The sequence below is a fragment of the Chryseobacterium sp. Chry.R1 genome (genome assembly GCF_039645525.1).
GTDB lineage: Bacteria > Bacteroidota > Bacteroidia > Flavobacteriales > Weeksellaceae > Chryseobacterium > Chryseobacterium proteolyticum.
The window spans coordinates 3121674-3145314 of the sequence record NZ_CP151793.1 but is presented as its reverse complement, the minus strand read 5'-3'; the positions used below and the strand labels follow the sequence as shown (position 1 = coordinate 3145314).

Genomic DNA, 23641 nt, shown 5'->3' with positions numbered 1-23641 from the left:
GATGAACAGAACATTTTTTTGTATCGATTCCCATACTTGTGGATGCCCTGTACGCCTTGTGGCTGGTGGTGGACCAATGCTGGAAGGGAATTCGATGATGGAACGTCGGCTTCATTTTATGAAAGAATATGACTGGATCCGAAAAGGATTGATGTTTGAGCCAAGGGGGCACGATATGATGAGTGGCAGTATCCTTTATCCACCTATTGATGAAGCTAATGATGTCGGTGTTTTATATATTGAAACCAGTGGATGCCTTCCCATGTGTGGGCATGGAACCATAGGAACAGTCACCATCGCTATAGAAGAAGGCTTGGTTGTTCCAAAGGTTCCCGGGAAATTACGACTCGAAACTCCCGCTGGCCTTATTCTTATTGATTATGTTGAGGAAGGAAAGAAAGTAAAATCTGTAAAACTAACGAATGTAAAATCTTTTCTGTACGCCGAAGATCTGGAAGTAGATTGTTCGGGTTTGGGGTCTATAAGAGTAGATGTAGCCTATGGTGGTAACTTTTATGGAATTATCGATCCTCAGGAAAATTTCAAAGATATCTCGGGTTTTACAGCCAGCCAGTTAATCCATTATGGAAAAATGATCAGAAAGCTTTTGAATGAAAGATATAGTTTCATTCATCCTGAAGATGAAAACATTACAGGATTAAGCCACATTCAGTGGACAGGTAAGCCTACAGATCCTAAAGCAAATGGACGTAACGCAGTTTTAGTAGGTGAAAATGCTCTGGATCGTTCTCCTTGTGGTACGGGAACTTCTGCAAGAATGGCGCAATGGTATGCTAAAGGAAAACTAAAAGAAGGCGAGGAATTCATTCACGAAAGTTATATCGGATCCCAATTTATAGGCCGAATTGAAGGAACCGCAACCGTTGCCGGAAAACCAGCCATTATCCCTTCAGTTGAAGGCTGGGCGAGAATTACAGGGTATAATCATATTATTATTGACGACGAAGATCCATACTGGTTAGGATTTCAGGTTATGTAAACAGACAAATGACACAAAATAAAGGAAAAGCACTGGTTATTGGTGCAGGAATCGTAGGATTAAGCTCTGCATACTACCTCTTACAAAAAGGCTGGCAGGTAGAAATTCTGGAACAGAATGATCTGTCCAACAATTGCTCTTATGGCAATGCAGGAATGATTGTTCCGAGTCATTTTACACCTTTAGCTGCACCAGGAGTAGTGACACAAGGTATCCGATGGATGTTTGACAGTAAGAGTCCGTTTTATGTAAGACCTTCACTAAGCTCACAACTACTATCCTGGGGGTTGAAATTTTTAAAACATTCCAATCAGAAGCATGTAGATCGTTCTGCATCGGCTATCCGGGATCTTAATTTAGCAAGCAGCCAGCTTTATAATGAGCTCGCTAAAAAAGAAGAATTTAATTTTGAGCTTACTCAGAATGGAATCCTTATGCTTTATAAAACAGAAAAAGTCGCTGAAGAAGAAATTGAACTTGCTCATACTGCTATCAAATTAGAACTGCCTGTTGAGATTCTTGATCAGAAAGAAATTCAAAGCTTAGAGCCGCATGCTAAGCTGGATGTCATTGGTGGAATTAATTATAAATGTGATGGTCACATGAATCCTATAAAACTGATGAGTCAGATGATCTCATATCTTAAAAACAATGGGGTTGTTTTCTATACTCAACATGAGGTAACGGGATTTGAAATACAAGGAAGAACAATTAAAGGCATTATTGCAAATGGCAAAAAATTCACTGCAGATCATTATGTAATGACGGGAGGGTCTTTTCTTCCGGAACTGGCACAAAAAGCAGAAATTAAAATCCATTTAATGCCTGGTAAAGGATATTCATTCATGCATCAACCAGACAACCCATCCAACAAACTGGAACACGCTGCATTATTACTGGAAGCCAGAGTAGCAGTAACGCCAATGGGAGGACAAATACGCTTTGGGGGTACCATGGAGCTTGCACCTCATCGTGATAAAAAGAACATGAACAGAGTAGAAGGTATTGTACAATCAATCCCTAAGTATATGCCGGACTTTCAGGTACAAATACCAAAAGAATCTGATGTTTGGTTTGGATACAGACCCTGTGCTCCAGACGGACTTCCATATTTAGGACAATCTTCGAAACTTGACAATTTAATTATTGCAGGTGGCGGTGGAATGATGGGACTCAGTCTTGGACCCGTTTTTGGAAAAACAGTTTCCGAAATCGCCAATGGTCAAAAACCAACAGCCGATATCAGTAAATTCAATCCCGAAAGATTTAGCTAAAAATTACATTTTACATTCGACATTTTACAATTCAACACCAAAATCACACCATAAATAATTAATAATGAAAACAACACCTATCACAATGATGCTATTATTACTCAATTTCCTGCTTTGCTATTCATGTGAAAGCAAAGAATTGGAGACCATAACAGACCGGCCAGAGGCAAAACCCACAACTGTGGCTAAGAATGTTTCTTTAATCGGCGAACAGAGAGAATACACTTTTTCACCCGAAGCAGGTGGAGAGAGAAGTTACTACATTTCGATTCCTGAAAATTATGACGATACTAAAAAATACCGTTTAGTTTTTGTTTTTGCAGGAACAGATTCGACCGGAGAATTTATGCATGAATGGATGGGACAAGGTTGGAATTCCAACACTCCTGGACTGGAAAAATTAATGGACAATACTATTTTTGTTTATCCTGATCAGAAATACATATGGGGTACTGGAACAGGTTGGGCTCTTGGAAGCTATGCCGGACAATATGGAGGAATGCATGATATTCAATTCACAAAAGAACTTCTTGCATTGATCAAAAATGAATATACCATTGATAACAACCGTATTTTTGCTACCGGACATTCCTGGGGCGGTGATATGACCAATGTTACAGCTTATTTCTTAAATGGAGTATTCACAGCTATTGCTCCCATAGCATCCAATAGACCATTTTGGTTTGAAAATAGCAATGGTAATTATGTTGCTAATTCCAATTATCACGGAAACACGGCCGTGTGGGTGTTCTTTGGGCTTAATGATGATCATTTTGGTAACATCAGCCCTAATGGGCTCTTCGGAATACAGCAAGCTGATTTCTGGAGACTGAAAAACGGAACAAGCGGTACCCCCACATCTACACCAATTGGAAGCAGTACTGATGTTACAAAAACGTATGGTGGGGGCACAGCAGCCGTAAAGCTTAGCCTTTATAAAACCGGACAATACTCAGGCAGTGGCAGTCTTCCTGGTCACCAACCCCCAGATTATTACTTCAAAGCAGTAACAGATTGGTTCAAAACTTTTTAATTGACACATTTCTAAAACAAAACACCACCATTTAAAACAACCTAAAATTTCCCTCCTACTGAAGGGTTACAAATCAAAGATTTGACGGGTGGTCTATTAAAAATAATAAGTATATAGTTGAATGTTGAAAAGGCTTAATGACCAACAATGGCGTTAAGCCCTTTCTGATTAATATCATTACCCATTTTACAGTTATTTATGTAATTTTATAATCGTTAAAATATTCTTATGCATTATCAAGACGATACCATCATCATACGTGAGTTTACCCCTCAGGAATTACCTCTTTTTCTTTCTCTTTTCGAAAATAAAAACGTTACCAGTTTTCTGCCTCATAAAACCCATCAGGAATATATAGAAATGTTCGAAAAAGCTTTATCAGATTATAAAGAAGGTTCACTCAGCAGATGGGGAATTTTTAATGCTGAAAATAATGACTTTATAGGAATGGGGGTTGCCAGAATCTTTGCAGATCATCCGGAACAAACCGAAATCGGATACGTACTTGGTGAAAATTATTGGGGAAAAGGGGTAGCAACTCTTGTATGCAAAGCCCTTGTCGAGTATTGTCTTTCACTAAGAGAAACAAAAGATATCGTTGCCGTAACTGATCTGGATAATATCGCATCACAAAAAGTTCTTGTTAAAAATGGCTTTAACAGGATGGAAAACCTGGCAAGGGAAAATGAGGAATTGGCCTATTTTATATTTCAGAAAAATTAAATAAGTATGTTTGTTTAATTCTGCCCGGTTTGCGGAAAAACATCTCACTTCTCATTCCCACTCAGAGATTTCTTATTTGCATAGTAATTTCTAATCCCTGTTGAAATCTGCAATGAATAATCGGTGGTTACATAATTTTCTCCTTTGTAGCTGATCCCATTTGCACCCGGCGCGATATCTTTAAAAAATTGCCTGAATGATTCCGGGGAATAATTCTGCCGTGTTGTAGAACTTTTAAAATCACCAAGAGGCAAAGTAACGCCTCTATCATTTACTGCTGCATTTCCGTGACAAGAGATACAGGATGAGACAGGATTATCAATCGGACCATTAAGCCTTCCACCCAATCCATGATATTTGAGAAAAGCAGCATAATAATTTTCTTTCGACCCGATCAATGCAGGATTAATAAATGATTCCGTTAATTCCCGGTTGATAAATGCACCATCCCGGTTAAGATCCTTCACCACACCCGAATCATTCCCCCAGCTTAATCCTACCGGAACCATTCTCTCCCAGACTGTTTTTCCTTTCTCTGATCCATCATACATAAACGTACCGTATACCCAACCCGTTTTTAATGCTCTATGATCTTTTACAGCAATATCGATCTGCAGTAACCGAACAGTACGATCAATCCTTTTTTTGTTGGCACACTCGGCATTGGGATTGCACAAATAGATATTTGCTTTCCATTCAAGCGTATTGTTCAGGAAGGGAAGCTTTTTGGTATCGGCATCTGTAAACAGCAGCTTAAAACTTACCGTTCCTTCTGGAAAATGGGATTTCCCGGGATCAGGACTTTGTTTTGCTCCCGGCCAGACTTGCCCTAACGTATATCCTCCCGGAGAATTATACATACCGACTGCCCAGTTTTCCAGCTCAACATCCTGAAGATCGTGCAGTTTGTATTTTGGGGTTGCAAATTCTCTTGTCAGGCCATGGATATACTCCCGACCATTTCCTATATAGTCAGTACCTGCATATTTTTCATCATCGTGAAGCCATGGAGCATGGTACCATTTTCTGATCCGGTTTTCCTGACCTCTGAAATTCACGTCTGTATTACCTTCCAGACAATAGTGTAAAACCGTATGCATGTAAAGCTGAGGATCTTTGGTGAAATCAATACTTTGCCAGGGATAATTTTCTAAAACCAATTCTTTAGGATAGTCCTGGCTCAGCTCAAAAGGTTTCAATCCCACAGGAGGCACATAATTAGCATTATAGCTTGGATATAAAGGTGTAGTATATATGATCTTTTTAGTTATCGTTCCTTTCTTGGAAGACACTCTATTTTGAAGGGATTGCTGGCAGCCAACCAGAAAAATAAGTACCATTAAAATATTTAAGAACTCTAATCTTTGTCTCATATCAATAGTTTGATCATAAAGATAACAGGTTAATCTTAAAGCGAGTAGGGGTCTTTTAAAACTTAATATGTACTATGAAAAAAGTTCTCTATGCAGCTTTTCAAGATCTCTTCAGAATAAATAATTACTGTCCTGACGGGTGGCCAATCAACAATTTTACAAAATGGCTATATATTCCCACCTGAAAAACATTTCATTAATAAAAGAAAATGTTATAACTTGCAGTCATTATGATGTCCAAACGTTGCAAATATGCTTTAAAAGCAATGGTCAGGTTAGCAAGAAATTACAATCAGGGCTTTCTGCCTACGTCTGTTATAGCACAAGATGAGCATATTCCCAGAAAATTTTTAGAACAAATTCTTTTAGAGCTGAAGAGGGTAAAACTGGTGAACAGCAAACAGGGAAAAACAGGAGGATATTATTTACTGAAATCTCCTGACGAAGTCTCTCTGGCTGATATTTACAGGATTTTCGACGGTCCTATTGCATTGGCGCCATGTGTTTCCTTAAACTTTTATGAACCCTGTGATGATTGTGTGGATGAAGAAACCTGTTATCTAAGAAATGAATTTATTATCGTAAGGGAAAAAACAAGAAAAAGCATGATGGAGGCCACTCTGACTACGTTTATGAAAAAAAATTAGTTTTTTTTAATTTTAAATACTACTAATTTGGTAGGATTAATAGGATTATATATATTTGCAGGAATAATTTCAATCTCAAATGGAAAATAATCTGAAAAAAGAATTCGAAAAACTGCTTGAAGAAGTCTCTGACCATGCTGTTAATACTGAGTTTCTACAATTACTTGCAGAAAGGTTTCCGGGTGAGGTTATTTTTTCAACAAGCTTCAGCTACGAAGATCAAATAATCACTCACCTGATAAAAAATCTTGATATTGATATTTTCACGTTGGATACCGGGAGGCTCTTTGAACAAACCTATGAAACATGGACAGCCAGCAGGGCTTTCTTTAAAAAGAACATCAAAGCCTATTATCCCGATACGGAAGAAATAAGAGAGTTTGTTTCACAAAACGGACCGGACTCATTTTATCAATCGGTGGAGCAGAGGAAGGCATGCTGTACAATCCGTAAAGTACACCCTTTGAAAAAGGCATTACAGGGTTATAAAGTATGGATCACAGGATTGAGATCCGAACATTCTGTCAACAGACAAAATATGCCGCAATTGGAATGGGACGAAGATAACAGGATCATCAAATTCCATCCATTGCTTCACTGGACTTCAGACCAGGTCCTGGAGTATGTTCAGACGAACCACTTACCCTATAATCATCTGCATAAAAAAGGATTCGTCAGCATTGGCTGTGAGCCCTGTACAAGAGCTGTAAAAGAAGGTGAAGATTTCAGGGCAGGCCGCTGGTGGTGGGAAGATGCCAGTAAAAAAGAATGCGGTTTACATATCCATAAATAAAGAAAAAAAATATGTCAAAATATCATTTAAATTATCTCGACCAGTTAGAATCTGAGTCTATTTATATCTTAAGGGAGGTCGCGGGACAGTTTGAACGGCCCGCATTGCTGTTCAGTGGAGGAAAAGACAGTATTGTTCTGGCTCATCTTGCTTCAAAAGCATTCCGTCATGGGAAGATCCCTTTTACATTTGTTCATGTGGATACCGGACATAACTTTCCGGAGGTCCTTAATTTCAGGGATCAGCTGGTGAAAGAGCTGGAAGTGGACCTTGTTGTAAGAAAAGTAGAAGATACGATAAAAGCTAAAAGCCTTACAGAACCTAAAGGTAAATTTCCAAGCAGGAACTGGCTGCAAACCTATACTTTACTGGATACCATTGAAGAATTTGAATTTGATGCCTGCATAGGAGGTGCCCGCAGAGATGAAGAAAAGGCAAGGGCGAAGGAAAGAATTTTTTCTGTGCGGGATGAATTCGGACAATGGGATCCTAAACTCCAACGTCCCGAACTATGGAATATCTTCAATGGAAAAATTCATAAGGGAGAAAATGTAAGAATTTTTCCAATCAGCAACTGGACCGAACTTGATGTCTGGAATTATATCCGAAGAGAAAAAATTGAATTGCCATCAATTTACTTTTCGCATGACAGGGAGGTGGTAGATTTTAACGGACAATGGATTGCCAATTCAGAACATGCTTCCTTAGAAAGCCACGATTTTATTACTACAAAAAAAATACGGTATCGTACGGTAGGCGATATGACCTGTACCGCAGCGGTTGAATCTCATGCTGTAACCATAGATGCAGTGATCGAAGAAATTGTTGCAACCCGCATTTCCGAACGCGGAGAAACAAGGATCGACGACCGTGTAACAGAAGCCGCTATGGAAGATAGAAAAAAAGGAGGCTACTTTTAATCGTCTATCATCTATCATTTATAACTAATCATTTATAACTAACAGATATGGATATTTTAAGATTTATAACAGCAGGAAGTGTTGATGACGGTAAAAGTACCCTTATCGGAAGACTGTTGTACGATAGCAAAAGTATTTTACAGGATCAGTTGGAAGTCCTTGAAAAACATTCTAAAAATAAAAATGAAGATGGAGTGGACCTGGCGCTTTTAACGGATGGTTTACGTTCTGAAAGAGAGCAGGGAATTACCATTGACGTCGCTTACAGGTACTTTTCAACAGCTAAAAGAAAATTTATTATAGCCGATGCTCCCGGCCATGTGCAATATACCAGGAATATGATCACCGGAGCTTCCAATTCGGATCTGATGGTCATCCTTATTGATGCACGTAAAGGAGTCATTGAACAAACAAGAAGACATTCTATCATCGCTTCATTACTCAAGCTGAAAAAAGTAGTTGTAGCCATTAATAAAATGGATATGGTCGATTATTCGGAAGAAGTTTTTGAAAGCATTAAATCCGATTATTCCAAGATTGCCGATAATCTGGACTTACATGACGTAAGCTATTTTCCCATTTCAGCACTGAAAGGAGATAATATTGTAAGCTTATCTTCTAAAACGGAATGGTATAAGGGAAACGCTCTTCTGGAATACCTGGAACAGGTAACCCTTGATGAAGAATTGAATAGTGGAAGCCGTTTCCAGGTACAGTATGTAATTCGTCCACAGACAGAGGAATTACATGATTACAGGGGATATGCCGGACAGATATTAAGTGGAAAATTTCAAAAAGGGGACAAAATTCAAATATTTCCGGCTGCTTCATCAAGTGAAATCACAGCAATTGAAATTAATGGAAAAGAAGTTGAAGAAGCCTTTGAAGGACAACCTGCCGTCATTCACATTGCTGATGATCTGGATATTGGGAGAGGTGATCTTTTTGCGACCGAAGAACAGCTTCCCATTATAGAAAAAGATCTGGAAGTACTCTTATGCTGGCTCGACCAGAAATCATTACAGCCCGGTAATAAATACCTGTTACAACAGAATAGCAGACTTGTAAAAACAGTAGTAAAAGCAGTAGACTATAAGATCAATGTCAATACGCTGGTACAGGAACAGGCTGATGGGGAGATAAAGCTGAATGAGATCGTTAAGGTTACCCTGAGAACAGCACAACCTCTTGCTTACGATAGTTTTATTAATAACAAAAGAACCGGATCTGCAATTTTGGTGGATGAAACATCTAATTCTACGGTGGCGGCATGCATAATTCAATAAAAAATGACAGCATTTAGTAATTTAATCGATAGAATCCGGGACAACAAACAAAATAGCGGTCATGTTTTTTTTGATAAAGCAAAAGCCAAAAATTTTGTTACGACCCTGTACGAAGTTCTTTTTCTTCCCGAAAAAGAAGAGATAAAAGATCACTTGGAAGAAAATTTTGCCAGATTATATGGCGAACTGTTTTGCCTGATCAACAGCATAACCGGTGATGAGGAAATTGCAGAAGTGCAGACGGATAGCTTTTTTGATGCACTCCCGGGAATTTATGATCACCTCATCAAGGATGCCCGTTCTATACTTGAGTTTGATCCCGCTGCGGATTCTCCTGAAGAAATACTTCTTGCTTATCCAGGATATTTTGCTACGTATGTCTACAGAATCTCTCATCAGTTATGGAAACAGGAAGTAAGAATTTTACCGCGTTTCATTTCTGAATATGCTCACAGCAAAACAGGGATCGACATCCATCCTGGAGCTTTGATCGGGGAACATTTTTTTATTGATCACGGAACAGGAATCGTGATCGGGGAAACAGCCATCATTGGAAACCATGTGAAGATCTATCAGGGGGTAACCTTGGGAGCTTTGAATGTTTCGAAGGAAAAAGCCAACCAAAAAAGACATCCGAATATTGAAGACCATGTTATTATATATTCCGGAGCGACTATCCTCGGCGGAAATACAACAATAGGCAGGGAAAGCATTATCGGTGGAAACGTATGGATCACTCAAAGCGTTCCGTCTAATTCCCTGGTGTATAATAAAGGGGAAATAAGAATAAAAGATAACAACACATTACCGGAGTCGCTGAACTTCGTCATATAAAAAGAGAAAAATAAAAATTGTATTGGTATGAAATTTCAGAACGCATTAGAAACGATTGGAAATACGCCAGTCGTAAAGATTAATAAACTTTTTAATTCAGATCATGAAGTCTGGATCAAACTGGAAAAAAGCAATCCCGGCGGAAGTATCAAAGACAGAATTGCACTAGCAATGATCGAAGATGCAGAAGCAAAAGGATTATTAAATAAAGATACTACCATTATAGAGCCAACCAGTGGCAATACAGGAATAGGACTTGCACTTGTTGCTGCAGTTAAAGGATATAAACTTATTCTCGTAATGCCCGAGAGCATGAGTATAGAACGCCGTAAGATTATGGAAACCTACGGTGCTGAGTTCGTGCTCACTCCAAGGGAAAAAGGAATGAAAGGTGCTATTGAAAAGGCTAACGAACTGGCAGAGGAAATCCAGAACTCATGGATTCCTAAACAATTCGATAACCCTGCCAACGTAAAAGTACATACAGAAACTACGGCACAGGAAATTATAAAGGACTTTCCCGACGGACTGGATTATGTAATCACAGGAGTGGGCACCGGAGGACATATCACTGGAATTGCTAAAGTTTTAAAGGAGACCTTTCCCAATATCAGGGTAATTGCTGTAGAACCAGAGCTGTCTCCCGTATTGAGCGGCGGAAGTCCCGCGCCTCATCCTTTGCAGGGACTGGGAGCTGGATTTGTTCCTTCCATATTGGATATAACACTTCTGGATGGCGTCATTACTGTAGGTAAGGAAGAGGCATTTGAATATACACTGAAAGCAGCAAAACAGGAAGGACTTTTTGTAGGAATTTCAACAGGTGCTGCATTGGCAGCGATTGCAAAACATCTCCCTGAAATACAACCCGGAGCAAAAATTCTTACCGTAAATTATGATACCGGAGAAAGGTATCTTTCGATTGAAGGACTCTTCTAAATCCTTTAACTAAAAACCGATTTTAAATGAATACAAGTATCAAAGCACCCAAGGTATATCTTATCGGTGCAGGACCCGGCAACCCTGATCTGATCACTGTAAAAGCAGTAAAAATTATTGCTGAAGCAGATGTTATTCTGTGTGACCGACTTGTAAGTCCTGAAATTTTAGAGACTTATGTCAGCAAAAACGCAGAAATAATATATGTAGGTAAAGAATGCAGTAAAAATGCTTCTACCCCTCAATCGTTCATTAATTCTCTAATGGTAGATTATGCTCGCCAGAACAAAACCGTCGTACGGCTTAAGGGGGGAGATGTATCTGTATTTTCTAATATCCTGGATGAACTCCAGACTTTAAGAGAAAATCATATTCCATATGAAATCATCCCTGGTATTACTGCAGCTTTAGGAGCAGCAGCCTACGCAGGCATGCCTTTAACAGCCAGAGGATACGCCACATCAGTCCGTTTCTTAACCTATTATAAATCTGAAATTCTTACAGATGAATACTGGAAGGAACTGGCCGGGACCGACGACACTCTTGTCTTTTATATGTCCAAAGGTAATCTTGCCGGTCTGGTTGAGAAGTTCATCAGGCTGAACATTTCCGATGAGAAAAAAATAGCTGTCGTTGAGCAGGCCACAACACCTTATCAAAAGGTATATACTTCTTCTTTTGATGACTTTGAAAATAATTTTAAAGGTAAAACATTTGCCTCACCGTCACTGGTGATTATCGGCAAGATCGTGAATCTGCATGAAGAGTTCTCGTGGCTGGAAAATGCAGCAGAAGAAGGTCTCTATTTTAAATCGGTTGAAAATGGAAGCCTAATACAAAAAACTCAAAACTTTTTCGAATATGCTGTCTGAAACAAAATTAAATGTCCTTAAACAAATATCCGGGGAGTTCTCCAGGGATGAAACCATATGGGCAAGCGGATATTTAGCCGGTCTTGCAGGAACTCCTTTGACGGCTACGCTACCACCTATCCATACAGACCAGCCAGATCCCATCACTACAAGGAAAATAACCCTGGCATACGGTACGGAAACGGGAAACAGTAAAAAGCTGGCAACAGGACTTGCAGGGATTATCAAGAAAAAAGGAATTCAGGTCAAATTAGCCGATCTCTCCCAATATAAGCCTAAAGACCTTGGTAAAGAAGACTATTTCTTTGTGATCATCAGTACGCAAGGAGAAGGAGATCCACCTGTTCTGGCAAAAAAATTCTATGATTATATCCATGAAAATGAAATCAATCTCAGCAATCTTAAGTTCGGGGTTCTGGCATTGGGAGACAGCAGTTATCCTTTATTCTGTAAAACAGGAGAAGACGTGGATTACCGTTTTGAGCTATTGGGAGCAAAACGTATTGTTCCTTTAAAAAAATGTGATATTGATTATGAAAGCGAAGCCGGAACCTGGATAGAACATGTTTTTGAAGCTGTACAAAAAGCATCAGAAGGAAGCTTAAAAAATGCTTCAGCTCCAAAACAACCTTCCGGCCGAAGAAAATATAAGGGAAAAATATCTGCAATCATCAACCTCAACGATATCACTTCAGAAAAAGAAACCTATCATATTGAGATTGAAACCGAAGAAACCCTTAGTTATCAACCGGGTGCAGCTTTAGGGATTATGCCTTTTAATTCACAGGAAGCAGTGGACGAGATCATCCGGCTTACCGGAATCAATTCCCAAAAGCAGATACAAACTACAAAGCTTACGGCCAGCGTGCAGGAGCTTTTGCATAAACACCTTAATATAAGTTATTTATTAAAGTCTGTCGTTGCACAATATGCCAAGATCACTGGTCATTCAATTCCGGATGTCCGTTTAGGTCTTTTGGATCTTCTAAGGATCTATCCGGTAAAGGGACCTGATGAGTTTGAGCAGGTTATTAAGATACTGACAGGCCAATCCCCACGTTTGTATTCTGTTTCTTCTTCACTGGAAGCGCATGGTGATACTGAAATTCATATTACGGTAGCGAAATCAGAATTTTTCATTGATGACCAGAAGCAAAATGGTTTATGCAGTGGTTATTTAAGTCAATTTAAGGAAGGCGAAGAGCTTGAATTTTATATCCAGGACGCGGGACACTTCAAACTGCCTGAACCGGAAAAAGATATCATTATGATAGGGCCCGGCACCGGGATTGCGCCTTTCAGGTCGTTTCTTTGGGAACGGGATGCCACGGGAGCGGAAGGAAGAAACTGGTTATTTTTCGGGGACAGAAATTTCATTTCAGATTTCCTTTACCAATCGGAACTGATTGATTTCCTGAAAACAGGAACATTAACGCATCTGGATACCGCATTCTCAAGGGATACTGTTGAAAAAATTTATGTCCAGCATAAACTGAAACAAAAAGCACAGGAGGTATTTTACTGGCTGGAAGGGGGAGCATCCGTCTACGTTTGCGGAACCAAAGACCCGATGAGCCGTGATGTAGAAGAAACTCTTCTGGATATCATACAGGATGAAGGACGACGTAGCAGAACCGAAGCAGTAAGCTATCTCGAGGAAATGGAACTTAGTGGCAGGTACGCGAAAGATGTTTATTAAAATCTGCCGGAAATAATCACCAATTAAAAGAAAATAATAATGAGCAATAAAGATAACCTTTCGCCGGTAGAAAGGATAAAAACCGGAAGCAACGGACTCAGAGGTACGTTAAAGGAAAGTCTTGCGGATGATTTCACAGGATCTATAAGAGAAGATGACCAGACCCTTATCAAATTCCATGGAATGTACCAGCAGGATGACAGGGACAGAAGGGAAGAGCGGGTAAGCAAGAAACTGGAGTGGTTGTATTCATATATGATCAGACTGAGACTACCCGGTGGATTTTTAACCCCGGAACAATGGATCGGATTGAATGGCATTGCCGAAGATCATTCTACAGGCACGATAAAAATTACAACAAGACAAACCATTCAGCTGCACGGCATTTTAAAATCACATTTAAAACCTACGATCCAGAATTTCAATATACAGCATCTCGATTCCATTGCAGCCTGCGGGGACGTGAACAGAAATGTAACCTGTACTGCGAATCCTTCGGAGTCTCCATTGCACCAGGAAGCTTATGAATTAGCCGGTAAAATAAGTGAAATGTGTCTTCCTAAAACCAAGTCCTATTATGATATCTGGATCGATGATGAATTAATAGTCGACAGGAAAGTTGAAGAAGATCCTCTGTACCAGGACAGATATCTTCCGAGAAAACTGAAAATTGGAATTGCTATTCCACCTAATAATGATGTGGATGTATTTATCAATGATATTGCACTCATCGCTATCATTGAAAACAATAAAATCGCCGGCTACAATATTGCAGCAGGAGGAGGCTTGGGTGCAACGCATGGAAATGCGGCCACCTATGCACGTTTGGCTTCAGTATTAGGGTTTGTGGATACCGAAGAGAAAGCTTTAAAGGCCGTATATGAAATCATCACTGTACAGCGTGACTTCGGAAACAGAAGTGACAGAAAACTTTCCAGGCTAAAATATACAATCGATACAATGGGAATCGAAGGATACAGAGCGGAGGTTGAAAAAAGAACAGGCTTTGCCTTCGAACCCGCCAGGGAATTTAAGTTTGAACAAAGAAAAGACCGTTACGGCTGGACACAAAACCATGAAGGAAATTGGTTCTACACCGCATTTGTTGAACATGGAAGAGTTCTCAACACGGATAATTACCCCTTAAAATCAGGATTATTAAAAATTGCAGAAACCGGCAAGGTTAATTTCCGCTTTACTTGTAACCAAAACCTTATTCTTGCGGATATTAAAGAAGCTGATAAACCTGAAATTGAACGTCTCCTGAAAGAATATGGTATTTCTGGGTATACAACCGGAGCCAGCGCATTGCGCAAAAACTCTGTAGCATGTGTAGCCTTAAATACCTGTTCCCTGGCTTTAGCAGAAGCACAGCGTTATCTGCCTTCCCTGGTAACCAAAATAGAACCCGTACTCGAAAAATATGGCCTTTTGGAGGAAGATATCACGATCAGGATGACAGGCTGCCCGAATGGTTGCGGAAGATCACCTAATGCAGAGATCGGTTTTGTGGGTACTGCTTATGGTAAATACAACCTTCACATTGGGGGAGACCGCTTAGGAACCCGTCTTAACACGAAATTCAAAGAGAATATCGGCGAGGAAGAAATCATTGAAACGCTTGATGAGCTTTTTGGAATTTACATACAAGATAAACTAGAAGAAGAAACTTTCGGTGATTTCTCTTATCGTTATTTACAAAACTTAAATTGAAAATATGACACAACCATTTTATCGTCAGAAACAAACTAAAAAACAAAACCATTCTATTTTAGGTAAACGAATGTGTATGTGTTGTTGATTTTAAATCAATGATAGCATTAACTGTTTAAATTATTTAAATCGCAAGCCACAAAGACTTTAATGTTGCTTGTTTTTAAAAACATATCTGAATCCTCCCTTATTAAAAGTTTAAACAGGCTCATTCACATAACCTAAAAAATGAAAAAATGAAAAACAATAAGCAGGGATATTTTCTGCAGAGATCAGCTGTATTTCTATTGATCTTCTTATTTTGTACTCTTGCAGAAGCGCAGCAGCAGCTCGTAGAGTTAAGCGGAACGATAAAAAATACCGATACCCGGAAAGGGATCAGTACCGTAAAGGTGCAGGTTGAACACACTGAGGATACTTCATTAACAGATCAACAGGGTAATTTTAAAATACGTACAAGGGTAAAAGTACCTTTCAGGCTGATCATCAGCAAAGAAGGTTTTCTCACCCAAACGGTGGAAATATTATCCCTATCCAATAAAATTGCGGTGGAACTTAATCCGCAGAATGCCATCATTGATGAAGTGGTCATTTCTGCATCAAGAGTTCCGGAAAAAGTTTTAAAATCACCAATAGCTATTGAAAAGATTGATATCCGGGCGATCAGGGAAAGCCCTGCTGCATCTTTTTATGAAACCCTTGAAAATGTAAAAGGGTTACAACTATTAACGTCCAGCCTTACTTTAAAAATTCCTAACTCAAGGGGATTTAATTCTCCCAATAATTTCCGGTTTATGCAGCTGGTAGATGGGGTAGATGTACAATCTGCTACATTGGGTGTTCCTTTAGGAAATGCAATCGGACCTACAGAGCTGGATATACAGTCTATGGAGGTTACACCCGGTGCAGCGTCTGCGCTCTACGGAATGAATGCCATCAACGGACTGGCAAGCCTTCAGACAAAAGATCCTTTTACCTCCGAAGGGCTCAGCGTTTATTTCCGGGGCGGCGTGAATCATGTAGACAACGTTAATCATAAAATAAGTTCTCTGGGGGAGAGTGCAATACGGTTTGCAAAAGTTTTAAATAAAAATCTGGCGGTAAAAGTTAATGCCTCTTATTTCAGCGGAGTCGATTGGATCTCGAATAATCAAACCGATCAGAACGCCAATCCATTGATTACGGCCAATCCCAATTTTTCATTAGCTAATAACCCTGCAGAGGATCTCTGGAACAAATACGGAGATGAAAGAAACAACCGGGTTGCCGTAAAAGTAGATTATAACGGCAAACCTACCACATTCAATGTATCGAGAACAGGGTATCTTGAAAAAGACCTTGTAAGTCCTGAAGTAAAGAACATTAAATTTGATGCGGGATTATATTACCGTTTTGGAGACCAATGGAAGACTTCATATGTATACCGGTACGGATTGCTGGACGGAACATTCCAGAGGGGAAATAAAATCCGCCTCCAAAATGCGACGGTGCAGAATCACAAAGTTGAACTGACTGGTAAGGAGCTTACATTCAGAGCGTATGTCTCTATAGAAAATACAGGAGATTCCTATAATCTGAAACCATTAGCCGATAATCTTGATCTTACGAATCTTTCTAACAGCAACTGGAGAAATGCATTTCAGACGGCTTTGCAGAACAGTATTAATGCCGGTGTAAGCCTTAATGAAGCTTTTATTCTTGCCAGAAGGGAAGCCGATAAAAACAGAGTAGTCCCGGGAACCCCGGCTTTTGAACAATTAAAAAATACAATTATTGGGATTAATAACTGGGATTCGGCCAATGGAGGAGTGGCAGGAGCACCTGCAACCGGAGGAGCAAAACTGGAGCAAAAATCGCGTTTTTATCAGGGAGAGCTAACCTATGATTTCAGCAGATTTGTAAAAATATTCAATCTCCTTGCGGGTATCGATTATCGTCTTTACAGCATTACTCCCGATGGAAACAATTTTGTAGATTTTAACAGGCCGGTTAAAGAAAGAAACATCCCATTAGCTGACGGAACATTTGGTAAGGATGTTATCTATCAGAAATATGGGATTTTCGCCCAGATTACCAAGCTTTTCTTTGACGATAAATTAAAACTTAATGCCGCCTTAAGGGTGGACAGAAATCCTGAATTTGAAGCTAAAGTGAATCCGAGGATAAGTATCGTCTATTCTCCTGTAAACCAGCACAACTTCAGAGCATCATTTCAGAATGGATACCGTTTTCCTTCATTATTTGAAGCATTGTCTTTCGTCAACAACGGAAATGTAAGAAGGGTCGGAGGACTTTCAAAGGTCAACGAAGGATTAGGATATCTCGAAAATTCTTACACGTTAGCATCAATTGATAAGTTTACTTCTGCTGTGAATGCAGATGTAGACGGAGGGAAAACCCTTAACCAGGCGGCCCTGGACAATAAGAATCTTTTAGCCGTTGCCAATCTTCAAAAGTTACAACCTGAAAAGATCAATTCATTTGAGGTAGGATACAAATCGGTTTTCTTTAATAGTAAACTGGTACTGGACTGGGATTTTTATTATAATATCTACGAAGGTTTTCTGGGACAGGTAGAAGTGGCCGTACCTAAAAACGGTCAGGTGGGAAGCAATAATGCAGTGCTGGATATGACCGACCGAAGCAAGCAGGATCGTTATCGGGTATATACCAACAGCAATAGTACTTATAAAAGTTACGGGACCTCTCTGGGAATCAGATATAATATTATTAAAAACTACAATATCAATGCTAACGTCTCTTATAATGATCTGGCTTCGAACAATGCATCCGACCTGTTCATTACTTCATTCAACACCCCAAAATGGATGGTAAATGTAAGTATAGGAAACAGGGAGATCATTAAAAATATCGGATTTACAGTCGTGGCAAGATGGCAGAATCAGTTTTTATGGGAAAGTCCTTTGGCCTCGGGGAATATTCCGGCATATTACACTATAGATGCACAGGCAACATGGAAGCTTCCTGAGATCCATGCCAATGTAAAGGTTGGAGCTACCAACCTTTTTAACAGGCGTTATTTTCAATATGCAGCCGGGCCTGAAATAGGCGGATTGTATTATCTGGCTTTTACCTATGATTTAAAACTATAATTAAATGAGCAATTCCTTATATCCCATATTTTTAAAGCTGGAGCAGCTGTCACTCCTTATTATCGGTGGTGGCAGGGTTGCCCTTGAAAAGCTGGAATCGGTACTGGGTAATTCCCCTGAAACTTCAATTAAATTGGTAGCCAAGGAAATTATTACGGAAGTAAAAGCTTTACAAGCCCGGTTCCCTAATATACAGATACATGAAAGACCGTATAATGAGAATGATTTTAATAATGCAGATCTTGCGATTATTGCCGTAAATGACCTTGAGTTGGCAGGTCAGATAAGGGAAAAGGCACGGAATCATGATCTATTGGTGAATATTGCGGATAAACCGGATTTGTGCGATTTTTATCTAGGCTCCATTGTCAGGAAAGGAAGTCTGAAAATTGCCATTTCAACCAACGGAAAATCGCCAACCATTGCCAAAAGATTAAGGGAAACATTTACCGAAATCATTCCTGATGAAATGGATACGGTACTGGACAATATGCAGGATATTCGTAACCAGCTAAAGGGAGATTTTAATTATAAAGTAAAAGAACTGAACCGGGTAACGACAGAATATCTTGCTGATGGAAAAAAAAGCTTTCCGAATTCAGATCTGGAAATCGAAAAGCTGATCCACATTACCAAAATAGCCCAGAGAAGAGCAAACATTTATCTCGCTGTCATCGGAGTTTTACTTCTTTTAGGCGTATTAGGAATTATTATTTATCAGTTTAACCTTTCGGATGACATTCAGGTGTTCCTTAATAAGGACGGCCACATTTTTTATTGGATGCTTCTTACTGGTTTTCTGGCAGAAATTGTAGCAGGATCAATGGGTATGGGGTACGGAGTAATATGCACCACTATACTTTTGTTGCTCAATGTTCCGCCACCCGTAGTAAGCGCAAGCATTCATTCTGCAGAATCATTTACTACTGCAGCCGGAAGTTTCAGCCACTATAAACTGGGAAATGTCAATAAAAAACTGGTTTGGGTTCTGTTTCCGCTGGCCATTGCCGGCTCTGTGATCGGTGCATTAACCTTATCCCATTACGGCGAATATTATGCGCATATCGTAAAGCCTATTATCGCCTGTTATACTTTGTATTTGGGACTGAATATTCTTAGGAATGCTTTCAAGGAAAAAACAAAAGATCGTATAAAAACAAAAAAAAGAACCAACCTTAGGCTTCTTGGATTGGTTGGGGGCTTTATAGATTCATTCGCCGGAGGCGGTTGGGGGCCGTTGGTTACAGGAACCCTGATCAAAGAAGGAAGAATTCCGCGTTATGTTGTAGGAAGCTCTACTGTTGCTAAGTTTCTTCTAACCCTTACCAGTGCTGTTACTTTTATTTTTACCATTGGTATCCATCATTGGAATATCGTGCTTGGACTTTTACTGGGTGGTGTTTTCACTGCTCCTTTTTCAGCAATGCTTACTTCCAGGCTTCCTACAAAGAAAATGTTTGTGGTTGTAGGAATAGTGGTTATTGCAATGAGCCTTACCACAATTATCAAATCAATAATCTAGCAACCAGGATTTTACCTATACAGAAAAGCTCCCTCACGGGAGCTTTTTTGCTAACAATATAGATGTAATGATTACTTCCTATAAAAATCATTCCGTCCACAGATGTCCGGCAGCATACGTTTTTGCTTTTCCGGCAATGATCACCCGATCACCCTGATCCTCACAATATAACTTTCCTAACCTTTCGGAAAGCTGCATTGCAAAAAGATCTTTTTTCCCCAATCTGTCAGACCAGAAAGGAATTAATGAGCAATGAGCCGACCCTGTTACAGGATCTTCAAGAATACTTGCCTGCGAAGTAAAATATCTTGAAACGAAATCGCTGTGGTCACCTTTTGCAGTTACAATCACGCCACCCGGGTCCAGATTGATCTGATCAAAGATTTGCCTGTCGATTTTGATGTTTCTGATATCATTTTCATTATCATATACCAGAACATAATCCCTGGATTTAAATACCTCTTTAGGCTGGATATTCAATGATTTTGAAATCAAATCCGGTAAAGAGGACGGGGAAGGCATTCTCGAAGGAAAATCAAGATAATATAGCCCATCCCTGTAGGTAACTTTTAAATCACCGCTTTTTGTTTCAAAGATAATTTCATTCCTGTTATAGTTTAAAACTGAAATCAGACAATGGGCCGTTGCCAGTGTTGCATGTCCGCATAAATCCATTTCAATTTCAGGGGTAAACCAGCGAAGATGTATTCTTGAACCGAGGTCTATAAAAAATGCTGTTTCGGCAACCGCGTTTTCCATAGCAATCTTAAGAAGAGTTTCATCCGGAAGCCATTCTTTTAATGGTACAACACATGCCGGATTTCCTCTGAAAAGCTCATCTGTAAATGCATCTATCTGATATAATTCTAATTTCATAATTACGGATATAAACTTGTTTCCTGCAAAATTAAAAATTTCTTTTCATCTTGGCATTCCAATAGGGGCAATATCCTTCAGATGGACCTTCAGGTATATTTACGCATTTATTTTTTTCGAAGTATCAATCCCAAATCCCACACATCCCCGGAATAAGAACAGGGTAAGAAAAAGTAAATAAAGGGTTTGAGGCAGGTAAAGAAAATAACTCAGCCAGGTAAAAGGATCCATTTCATAAACTCCGGTTTCCGGCTTAATCGGAATTAGCTCTTTAGGAATTGAATTCAGATCATGTGTCAATAAGGCTACCAGAATTATGATGATCAGAATAATAGAACTTATTCTCGTCCAGAAACCCAACATTAAAAATAAGCCAAATACACACTCGCAAAAAGCTGTAAAATGAGCAGTGAACGCCGGAAAGGGAAAACCTATACTACTGATGGTATTGAACATATATCCCTGGAAAATAGGGTGGAATAATTTATTAAACCCTGCGATAAAAAAGAACAGCCCTATCAGGATTCTACAGATAATATAAATGGTATTGCTGTTTTTTTCAAAGTTTGATATGGTTGTTTTCATTATATTTTTTAATTCATTTTAATTAAACATTATTGAAGGTACAGAAATCCCGGCCTTGCATTTTATTAAAATCCAGATCACAGATTATGAAGGAATAAAGCAATGTGCATATATTCCGGCATATAGATCCCGGATAGTATTATTGTAAGCAATAATAAGGTCCTGTCACTATTTGATAAGACCAAAGACAATCAGAAATTAAGCTGTTATTTTTGGGGGAATCCAAATCGAATTAAAAAAAGAAGAGTAGGATGGATCATCATATAAAAAGAACCGGTTTTTTACATCCTTTTCAAATCTACCGAATGTAAAAGATGAAAATGGTGCAGTAAACAATGATGAGAAACCTGAACAATAATTGCCATTACATTTTACAGGCGTTGTATTGTTTTCTTTGAGAATAACTTTATCACATTCTTTATGGGAAGTTTCCTTGATGTGAAAAAAGACAGTGGTCGGAGCCGTAAAAGAATTTGTACCAGACTGAATGATCAACAAATGGGCAAGCATCAAAAATATACTCAATACCTTTATATAATGCCATAAACCGATTTGTTTCACCATAAGCACTTCCTTACACCAGACAAAGGTAATAAAATATTTACGGGTGAAATTTCTTACATCCATTCACTACAGATGTGATATTTATCAATTATTATAACTGTTTTTTATTTAATAGTTTTGCACAAAGAAAAATCACACCAAAAATATTAGGCACCATGAAACGATGCATCCTGTCAATACTATGTTTTTTATCAAGCTATATTCTTTCGGCACAAAATGCCGACAATTCCCTTCAGGGATATTACAAAGCAAGCAGTGACGATACACTTTACAGCAGTTTTAACTTCGATGGAAACGGGAAAGTTTCGATAGGTGATATGGATTATGGAGATTATTTTACAAGAAATGACAGTTTAATTATTTATCCTGATAAAAGCATTTTCATCTTTAAAATTAAAAAAGGAAAACTGCTCGGGATTTCCAATTGGGTTGAAAAAGGCGTCTGGGTTCAGAAAAAAGACAGCTCCGAAGTCAATAACAGAAAGAGTCCTCTGGAGGCTCAAAACAAAGCCCGGCTTTTAGCAGAATACTATGATAAGACAAAAAGTCCTTCAGGTTCAGATCTGGATTTTGAAGCCCTGTTTTCAGGAAAAACCGATGAAGTGAATGAAGAACTTTGCAATAAAGGGTTAGCAAAGGCCTGCATGAATCTTTTTGGGCTCAAAATGATGAAGTATACTCCCGGACTTTTGACCAAACCGGAGAAAATCGCCTCAAAAAAAATACAACCTCATCCTGAATTAATTGCCCTGTCAAAGAAAATAATAAGCATGGGAGAGCCTGAAGGGTATACGGTTCTGGGAAGCTATTATTACACATTAGGATTAAAAGAAAAAGCTTTTAAAACCTGGGATGAAGGAGAAAAGAACGGAAGCTTAAAATCCGGAACCACCAAAGCCCTTATTGAATTTCAGGAAGAACTGGAAAAAGAGGCCGCAAAAGAATAATCAGTTAAAAGTCTGCCGGAATTCAAGTGGAGAAAGCGAAGTCCTGTTCTTAAACAAACGGTGAAAAGATTGCGAATGCTCAAAACCAAGATGATAGACAATTTCCGAAACCGACATTGAAGTCGTAGACAGCAATTCTTTAGCTTTTGCAATCAGCCGGTTCTGGATATGCTGCTGTGTTGTTTGTCCCGTATGGACACGCAACATATCGCTGAGATAATTAGGACTGATGTGCAATTCGTTTGCTATAAATTGTACTGACGGAATTCCATTGATGATGAGGCTTTTATTTTTAAACTGCTCATCAAGCAGTGTTTCCAATTGCGTTAAGAGATCATTATTTACTTTCTTTCTGGTTAAAAACTGACGGTTATAAAAACGGTCACAGTATTTCAAAAGCAGGTCAATATTGGAGATGAGTAAATCCTGGGTAAAAACATCCATATTATTTTCCGTTTCCCTCCGTATATTGGCGATAATTTCCGTAACAGAATTTTCTTCTTTTTCGGAAAGGTGTAAAGCCTCATTGGCAGAATAGGAAAAATAACCGTAATCCTTTATGGAAGAAGCAATAGGATAGCCCTGCAAAAAATCCGGGTGAATCACCAATACACTTCCTTTAACGTCAGAAAGCAGAATATCTTCAAACTGCACCACCTGATGGGGAGCAATAAAGTACATGATTCCATCTTCAAAATCATAATATTGCTGACCGTATTTGAATCTTCCCGCACAATCACTTTTAATCGCAATAACGTAAAATTCCGTTGTAATAGCACTCAGAATGGTGTCCGGAGACACAGACACTTCATTAAAATCAAAAACACTGATCAATGGATTCGTAGGTTTTTTAAGCTTCAGATAATGATGCATTGCTGTAATAGAAGATACTTTTTCAGGAGTTTTCATCGTTTGTTGTTTTATAAGT

Annotated in this window: 20 protein-coding genes; 16 read left to right on the top strand and 4 right to left on the bottom strand. The window is 39.0% G+C overall.

The genetic code is table 11. From position 1 onward, the window contains the following. Position 1: 1 nt before the first annotated feature. The 4 genes from AAEU33_RS14265 (at position 2) to AAEU33_RS14250 (ending at position 4030) form a co-directional block, all read left to right on the top strand. Positions 2–1000 (top strand): 4-hydroxyproline epimerase, encoded by a 999-nt coding sequence (locus tag AAEU33_RS14265; protein ID WP_345988225.1) that lies wholly within the window; start codon positions 2–4, stop codon positions 998–1000. An 8-nt stretch (positions 1001–1008) separates the two neighbouring features. Continuing rightward, complete coding sequence (locus tag AAEU33_RS14260) at positions 1009–2274, top strand: FAD-dependent oxidoreductase (protein ID WP_273648101.1); 1266 nt, start codon at positions 1009–1011, stop codon at positions 2272–2274. Positions 2275–2338: 64 nt separating this feature from the next. Beyond that, entirely contained in the window at positions 2339–3307 is a 969-nt protein-coding gene (locus AAEU33_RS14255) for a hypothetical protein (RefSeq protein ID WP_345988222.1), read from the top strand. Positions 3308–3535: 228 nt separating this feature from the next. Continuing rightward, positions 3536–4030 carry a GNAT family N-acetyltransferase gene (locus tag AAEU33_RS14250; protein WP_345988220.1) on the top strand — a complete coding sequence of 165 codons (495 nt, stop codon included), beginning with the start codon at positions 3536–3538 and terminating at the stop codon, positions 4028–4030. Between the two features lie 44 nt (positions 4031–4074). Here the strand turns inward: AAEU33_RS14250 and AAEU33_RS14245 are convergent, their stop codons facing one another. Next, entirely contained in the window at positions 4075–5403 is a 1329-nt protein-coding gene (locus AAEU33_RS14245; protein WP_345988218.1) for a hypothetical protein, read from the bottom strand. A 230-nt stretch (positions 5404–5633) separates the two neighbouring features. On the opposite strand from AAEU33_RS14245, the gene AAEU33_RS14240 reads away from it, so the two are divergent. The 11 genes from AAEU33_RS14240 to AAEU33_RS14190 all read left to right on the top strand — a co-directional run bounded on the left by AAEU33_RS14240 (position 5634) and on the right by AAEU33_RS14190 (position 19741). Continuing rightward, entirely contained in the window at positions 5634–6050 is a 417-nt protein-coding gene (locus AAEU33_RS14240; protein WP_345988216.1) for an Rrf2 family transcriptional regulator, read from the top strand. A gap of 79 nt (positions 6051–6129) precedes the next feature. Beyond that, entirely contained in the window at positions 6130–6843 is a 714-nt protein-coding gene (locus tag AAEU33_RS14235; RefSeq protein WP_345988214.1) for a phosphoadenylyl-sulfate reductase, read from the top strand. An 11-nt stretch (positions 6844–6854) separates the two neighbouring features. Continuing rightward, positions 6855–7763: a sulfate adenylyltransferase subunit CysD gene (gene cysD / locus AAEU33_RS14230; protein ID WP_172282547.1), complete on the top strand. Its 909-nt coding sequence runs from the start codon at positions 6855–6857 to the stop codon at positions 7761–7763. A 47-nt stretch (positions 7764–7810) separates the two neighbouring features. After that, complete coding sequence (locus tag AAEU33_RS14225) at positions 7811–9049, top strand: GTP-binding protein (RefSeq protein WP_345988211.1); 1239 nt, start codon at positions 7811–7813, stop codon at positions 9047–9049. Positions 9050–9052: 3 nt separating this feature from the next. Further along, positions 9053–9883, top strand: a complete 831-nt coding sequence (gene epsC, locus AAEU33_RS14220; protein ID WP_345988209.1) for a serine O-acetyltransferase EpsC — start codon at positions 9053–9055, stop codon at positions 9881–9883. A 27-nt stretch (positions 9884–9910) separates the two neighbouring features. Beyond that, positions 9911–10822, top strand: coding sequence for a cysteine synthase A (gene cysK, locus AAEU33_RS14215; protein WP_345988207.1), 912 nt, complete (start codon positions 9911–9913; stop codon positions 10820–10822). Positions 10823–10848: 26 nt separating this feature from the next. Continuing rightward, positions 10849–11694 (top strand): uroporphyrinogen-III C-methyltransferase, encoded by an 846-nt coding sequence (cobA, locus tag AAEU33_RS14210; protein WP_345988205.1) that lies wholly within the window; start codon positions 10849–10851, stop codon positions 11692–11694. Beyond that, entirely contained in the window at positions 11684–13393 is a 1710-nt protein-coding gene (locus tag AAEU33_RS14205) for a flavodoxin domain-containing protein (protein WP_345988203.1), read from the top strand. The genes cobA and AAEU33_RS14205 overlap by 11 nt, the downstream gene beginning before the upstream one ends. A gap of 39 nt (positions 13394–13432) precedes the next feature. After that, the gene (locus AAEU33_RS14200) at positions 13433–15106 is read left to right on the top strand and encodes an NADPH-dependent assimilatory sulfite reductase hemoprotein subunit (protein WP_345988201.1); all 1674 of its coding nucleotides are present in this window, start codon (positions 13433–13435) and stop codon (positions 15104–15106) included. Between the two features lie 236 nt (positions 15107–15342). After that, complete coding sequence (locus AAEU33_RS14195; protein WP_345988199.1) at positions 15343–18219, top strand: TonB-dependent receptor; 2877 nt, start codon at positions 15343–15345, stop codon at positions 18217–18219. Between the two features lie 4 nt (positions 18220–18223). Next, positions 18224–19741, top strand: coding sequence for a TSUP family transporter (locus tag AAEU33_RS14190; protein WP_345988197.1), 1518 nt, complete (start codon positions 18224–18226; stop codon positions 19739–19741). An 87-nt stretch (positions 19742–19828) separates the two neighbouring features. Here AAEU33_RS14190 and AAEU33_RS14185 read toward each other — a convergent pair whose 3' ends face one another. Together AAEU33_RS14185 and AAEU33_RS14180 are read right to left on the bottom strand one after the other, a co-directional pair. Next, on the bottom strand, positions 19829–20617 hold the full coding sequence (locus AAEU33_RS14185; protein ID WP_345988195.1) for a PhzF family phenazine biosynthesis protein: 789 nt from the start codon (positions 20615–20617) through the stop codon (positions 19829–19831). Positions 20618–20716: 99 nt separating this feature from the next. Continuing rightward, the gene (locus AAEU33_RS14180; RefSeq protein ID WP_345988193.1) at positions 20717–21202 is read right to left on the bottom strand and encodes a DoxX family protein; all 486 of its coding nucleotides are present in this window, start codon (positions 21200–21202) and stop codon (positions 20717–20719) included. A gap of 719 nt (positions 21203–21921) precedes the next feature. On the opposite strand from AAEU33_RS14180, the gene AAEU33_RS14175 reads away from it, so the two are divergent. After that, positions 21922–22713 (top strand): hypothetical protein, encoded by a 792-nt coding sequence (locus AAEU33_RS14175; protein WP_345988191.1) that lies wholly within the window; start codon positions 21922–21924, stop codon positions 22711–22713. On the opposite strand, the gene AAEU33_RS14170 is transcribed toward AAEU33_RS14175, so the two are convergent. Then, positions 22714–23622, bottom strand: a complete 909-nt coding sequence (locus AAEU33_RS14170; protein ID WP_345988189.1) for a helix-turn-helix transcriptional regulator — start codon at positions 23620–23622, stop codon at positions 22714–22716. It abuts the gene before it with no gap. Between the last annotated feature and the right edge of the window lie 19 nt (positions 23623–23641).

Bases quoted from the DNA above. Each gene is read 5' to 3' on its own strand.
- epsC (WP_345988209.1), top strand. From the start codon at position 9,053: ATGACAGCATTTAGTAATTTAATCGATAGAATCCGGGACAACAAACAA.
- AAEU33_RS14250 (WP_345988220.1), top strand. From the start codon at position 3,536: ATGCATTATCAAGACGATACCATCATCATACGTGAGTTTACCCCTCAG.
- AAEU33_RS14200 (WP_345988201.1), top strand. From the start codon at position 13,433: ATGAGCAATAAAGATAACCTTTCGCCGGTAGAAAGGATAAAAACCGGA.
- AAEU33_RS14190 (WP_345988197.1), top strand. From the start codon at position 18,224: ATGAGCAATTCCTTATATCCCATATTTTTAAAGCTGGAGCAGCTGTCA.
- cobA (WP_345988205.1), top strand. From the start codon at position 10,849: ATGAATACAAGTATCAAAGCACCCAAGGTATATCTTATCGGTGCAGGA.
- AAEU33_RS14235 (WP_345988214.1), top strand. From the start codon at position 6,130: ATGGAAAATAATCTGAAAAAAGAATTCGAAAAACTGCTTGAAGAAGTC.
- AAEU33_RS14225 (WP_345988211.1), top strand. From the start codon at position 7,811: ATGGATATTTTAAGATTTATAACAGCAGGAAGTGTTGATGACGGTAAA.
- cysD (WP_172282547.1), top strand. From the start codon at position 6,855: ATGTCAAAATATCATTTAAATTATCTCGACCAGTTAGAATCTGAGTCT.
- AAEU33_RS14170 (WP_345988189.1), bottom strand. From the start codon at position 23,622: ATGAAAACTCCTGAAAAAGTATCTTCTATTACAGCAATGCATCATTAT.
- AAEU33_RS14180 (WP_345988193.1), bottom strand. From the start codon at position 21,202: ATGAAAACAACCATATCAAACTTTGAAAAAAACAGCAATACCATTTAT.
- AAEU33_RS14205 (WP_345988203.1), top strand. From the start codon at position 11,684: ATGCTGTCTGAAACAAAATTAAATGTCCTTAAACAAATATCCGGGGAG.
- cysK (WP_345988207.1), top strand. From the start codon at position 9,911: ATGAAATTTCAGAACGCATTAGAAACGATTGGAAATACGCCAGTCGTA.
- AAEU33_RS14195 (WP_345988199.1), top strand. From the start codon at position 15,343: ATGAAAAACAATAAGCAGGGATATTTTCTGCAGAGATCAGCTGTATTT.
- AAEU33_RS14175 (WP_345988191.1), top strand. From the start codon at position 21,922: ATGAAACGATGCATCCTGTCAATACTATGTTTTTTATCAAGCTATATT.
- AAEU33_RS14245 (WP_345988218.1), bottom strand. From the start codon at position 5,403: ATGAGACAAAGATTAGAGTTCTTAAATATTTTAATGGTACTTATTTTT.
- AAEU33_RS14240 (WP_345988216.1), top strand. From the start codon at position 5,634: ATGATGTCCAAACGTTGCAAATATGCTTTAAAAGCAATGGTCAGGTTA.
- AAEU33_RS14265 (WP_345988225.1), top strand. From the start codon at position 2: ATGAACAGAACATTTTTTTGTATCGATTCCCATACTTGTGGATGCCCT.
- AAEU33_RS14255 (WP_345988222.1), top strand. From the start codon at position 2,339: ATGAAAACAACACCTATCACAATGATGCTATTATTACTCAATTTCCTG.
- AAEU33_RS14260 (WP_273648101.1), top strand. From the start codon at position 1,009: ATGACACAAAATAAAGGAAAAGCACTGGTTATTGGTGCAGGAATCGTA.
- AAEU33_RS14185 (WP_345988195.1), bottom strand. From the start codon at position 20,617: ATGAAATTAGAATTATATCAGATAGATGCATTTACAGATGAGCTTTTC.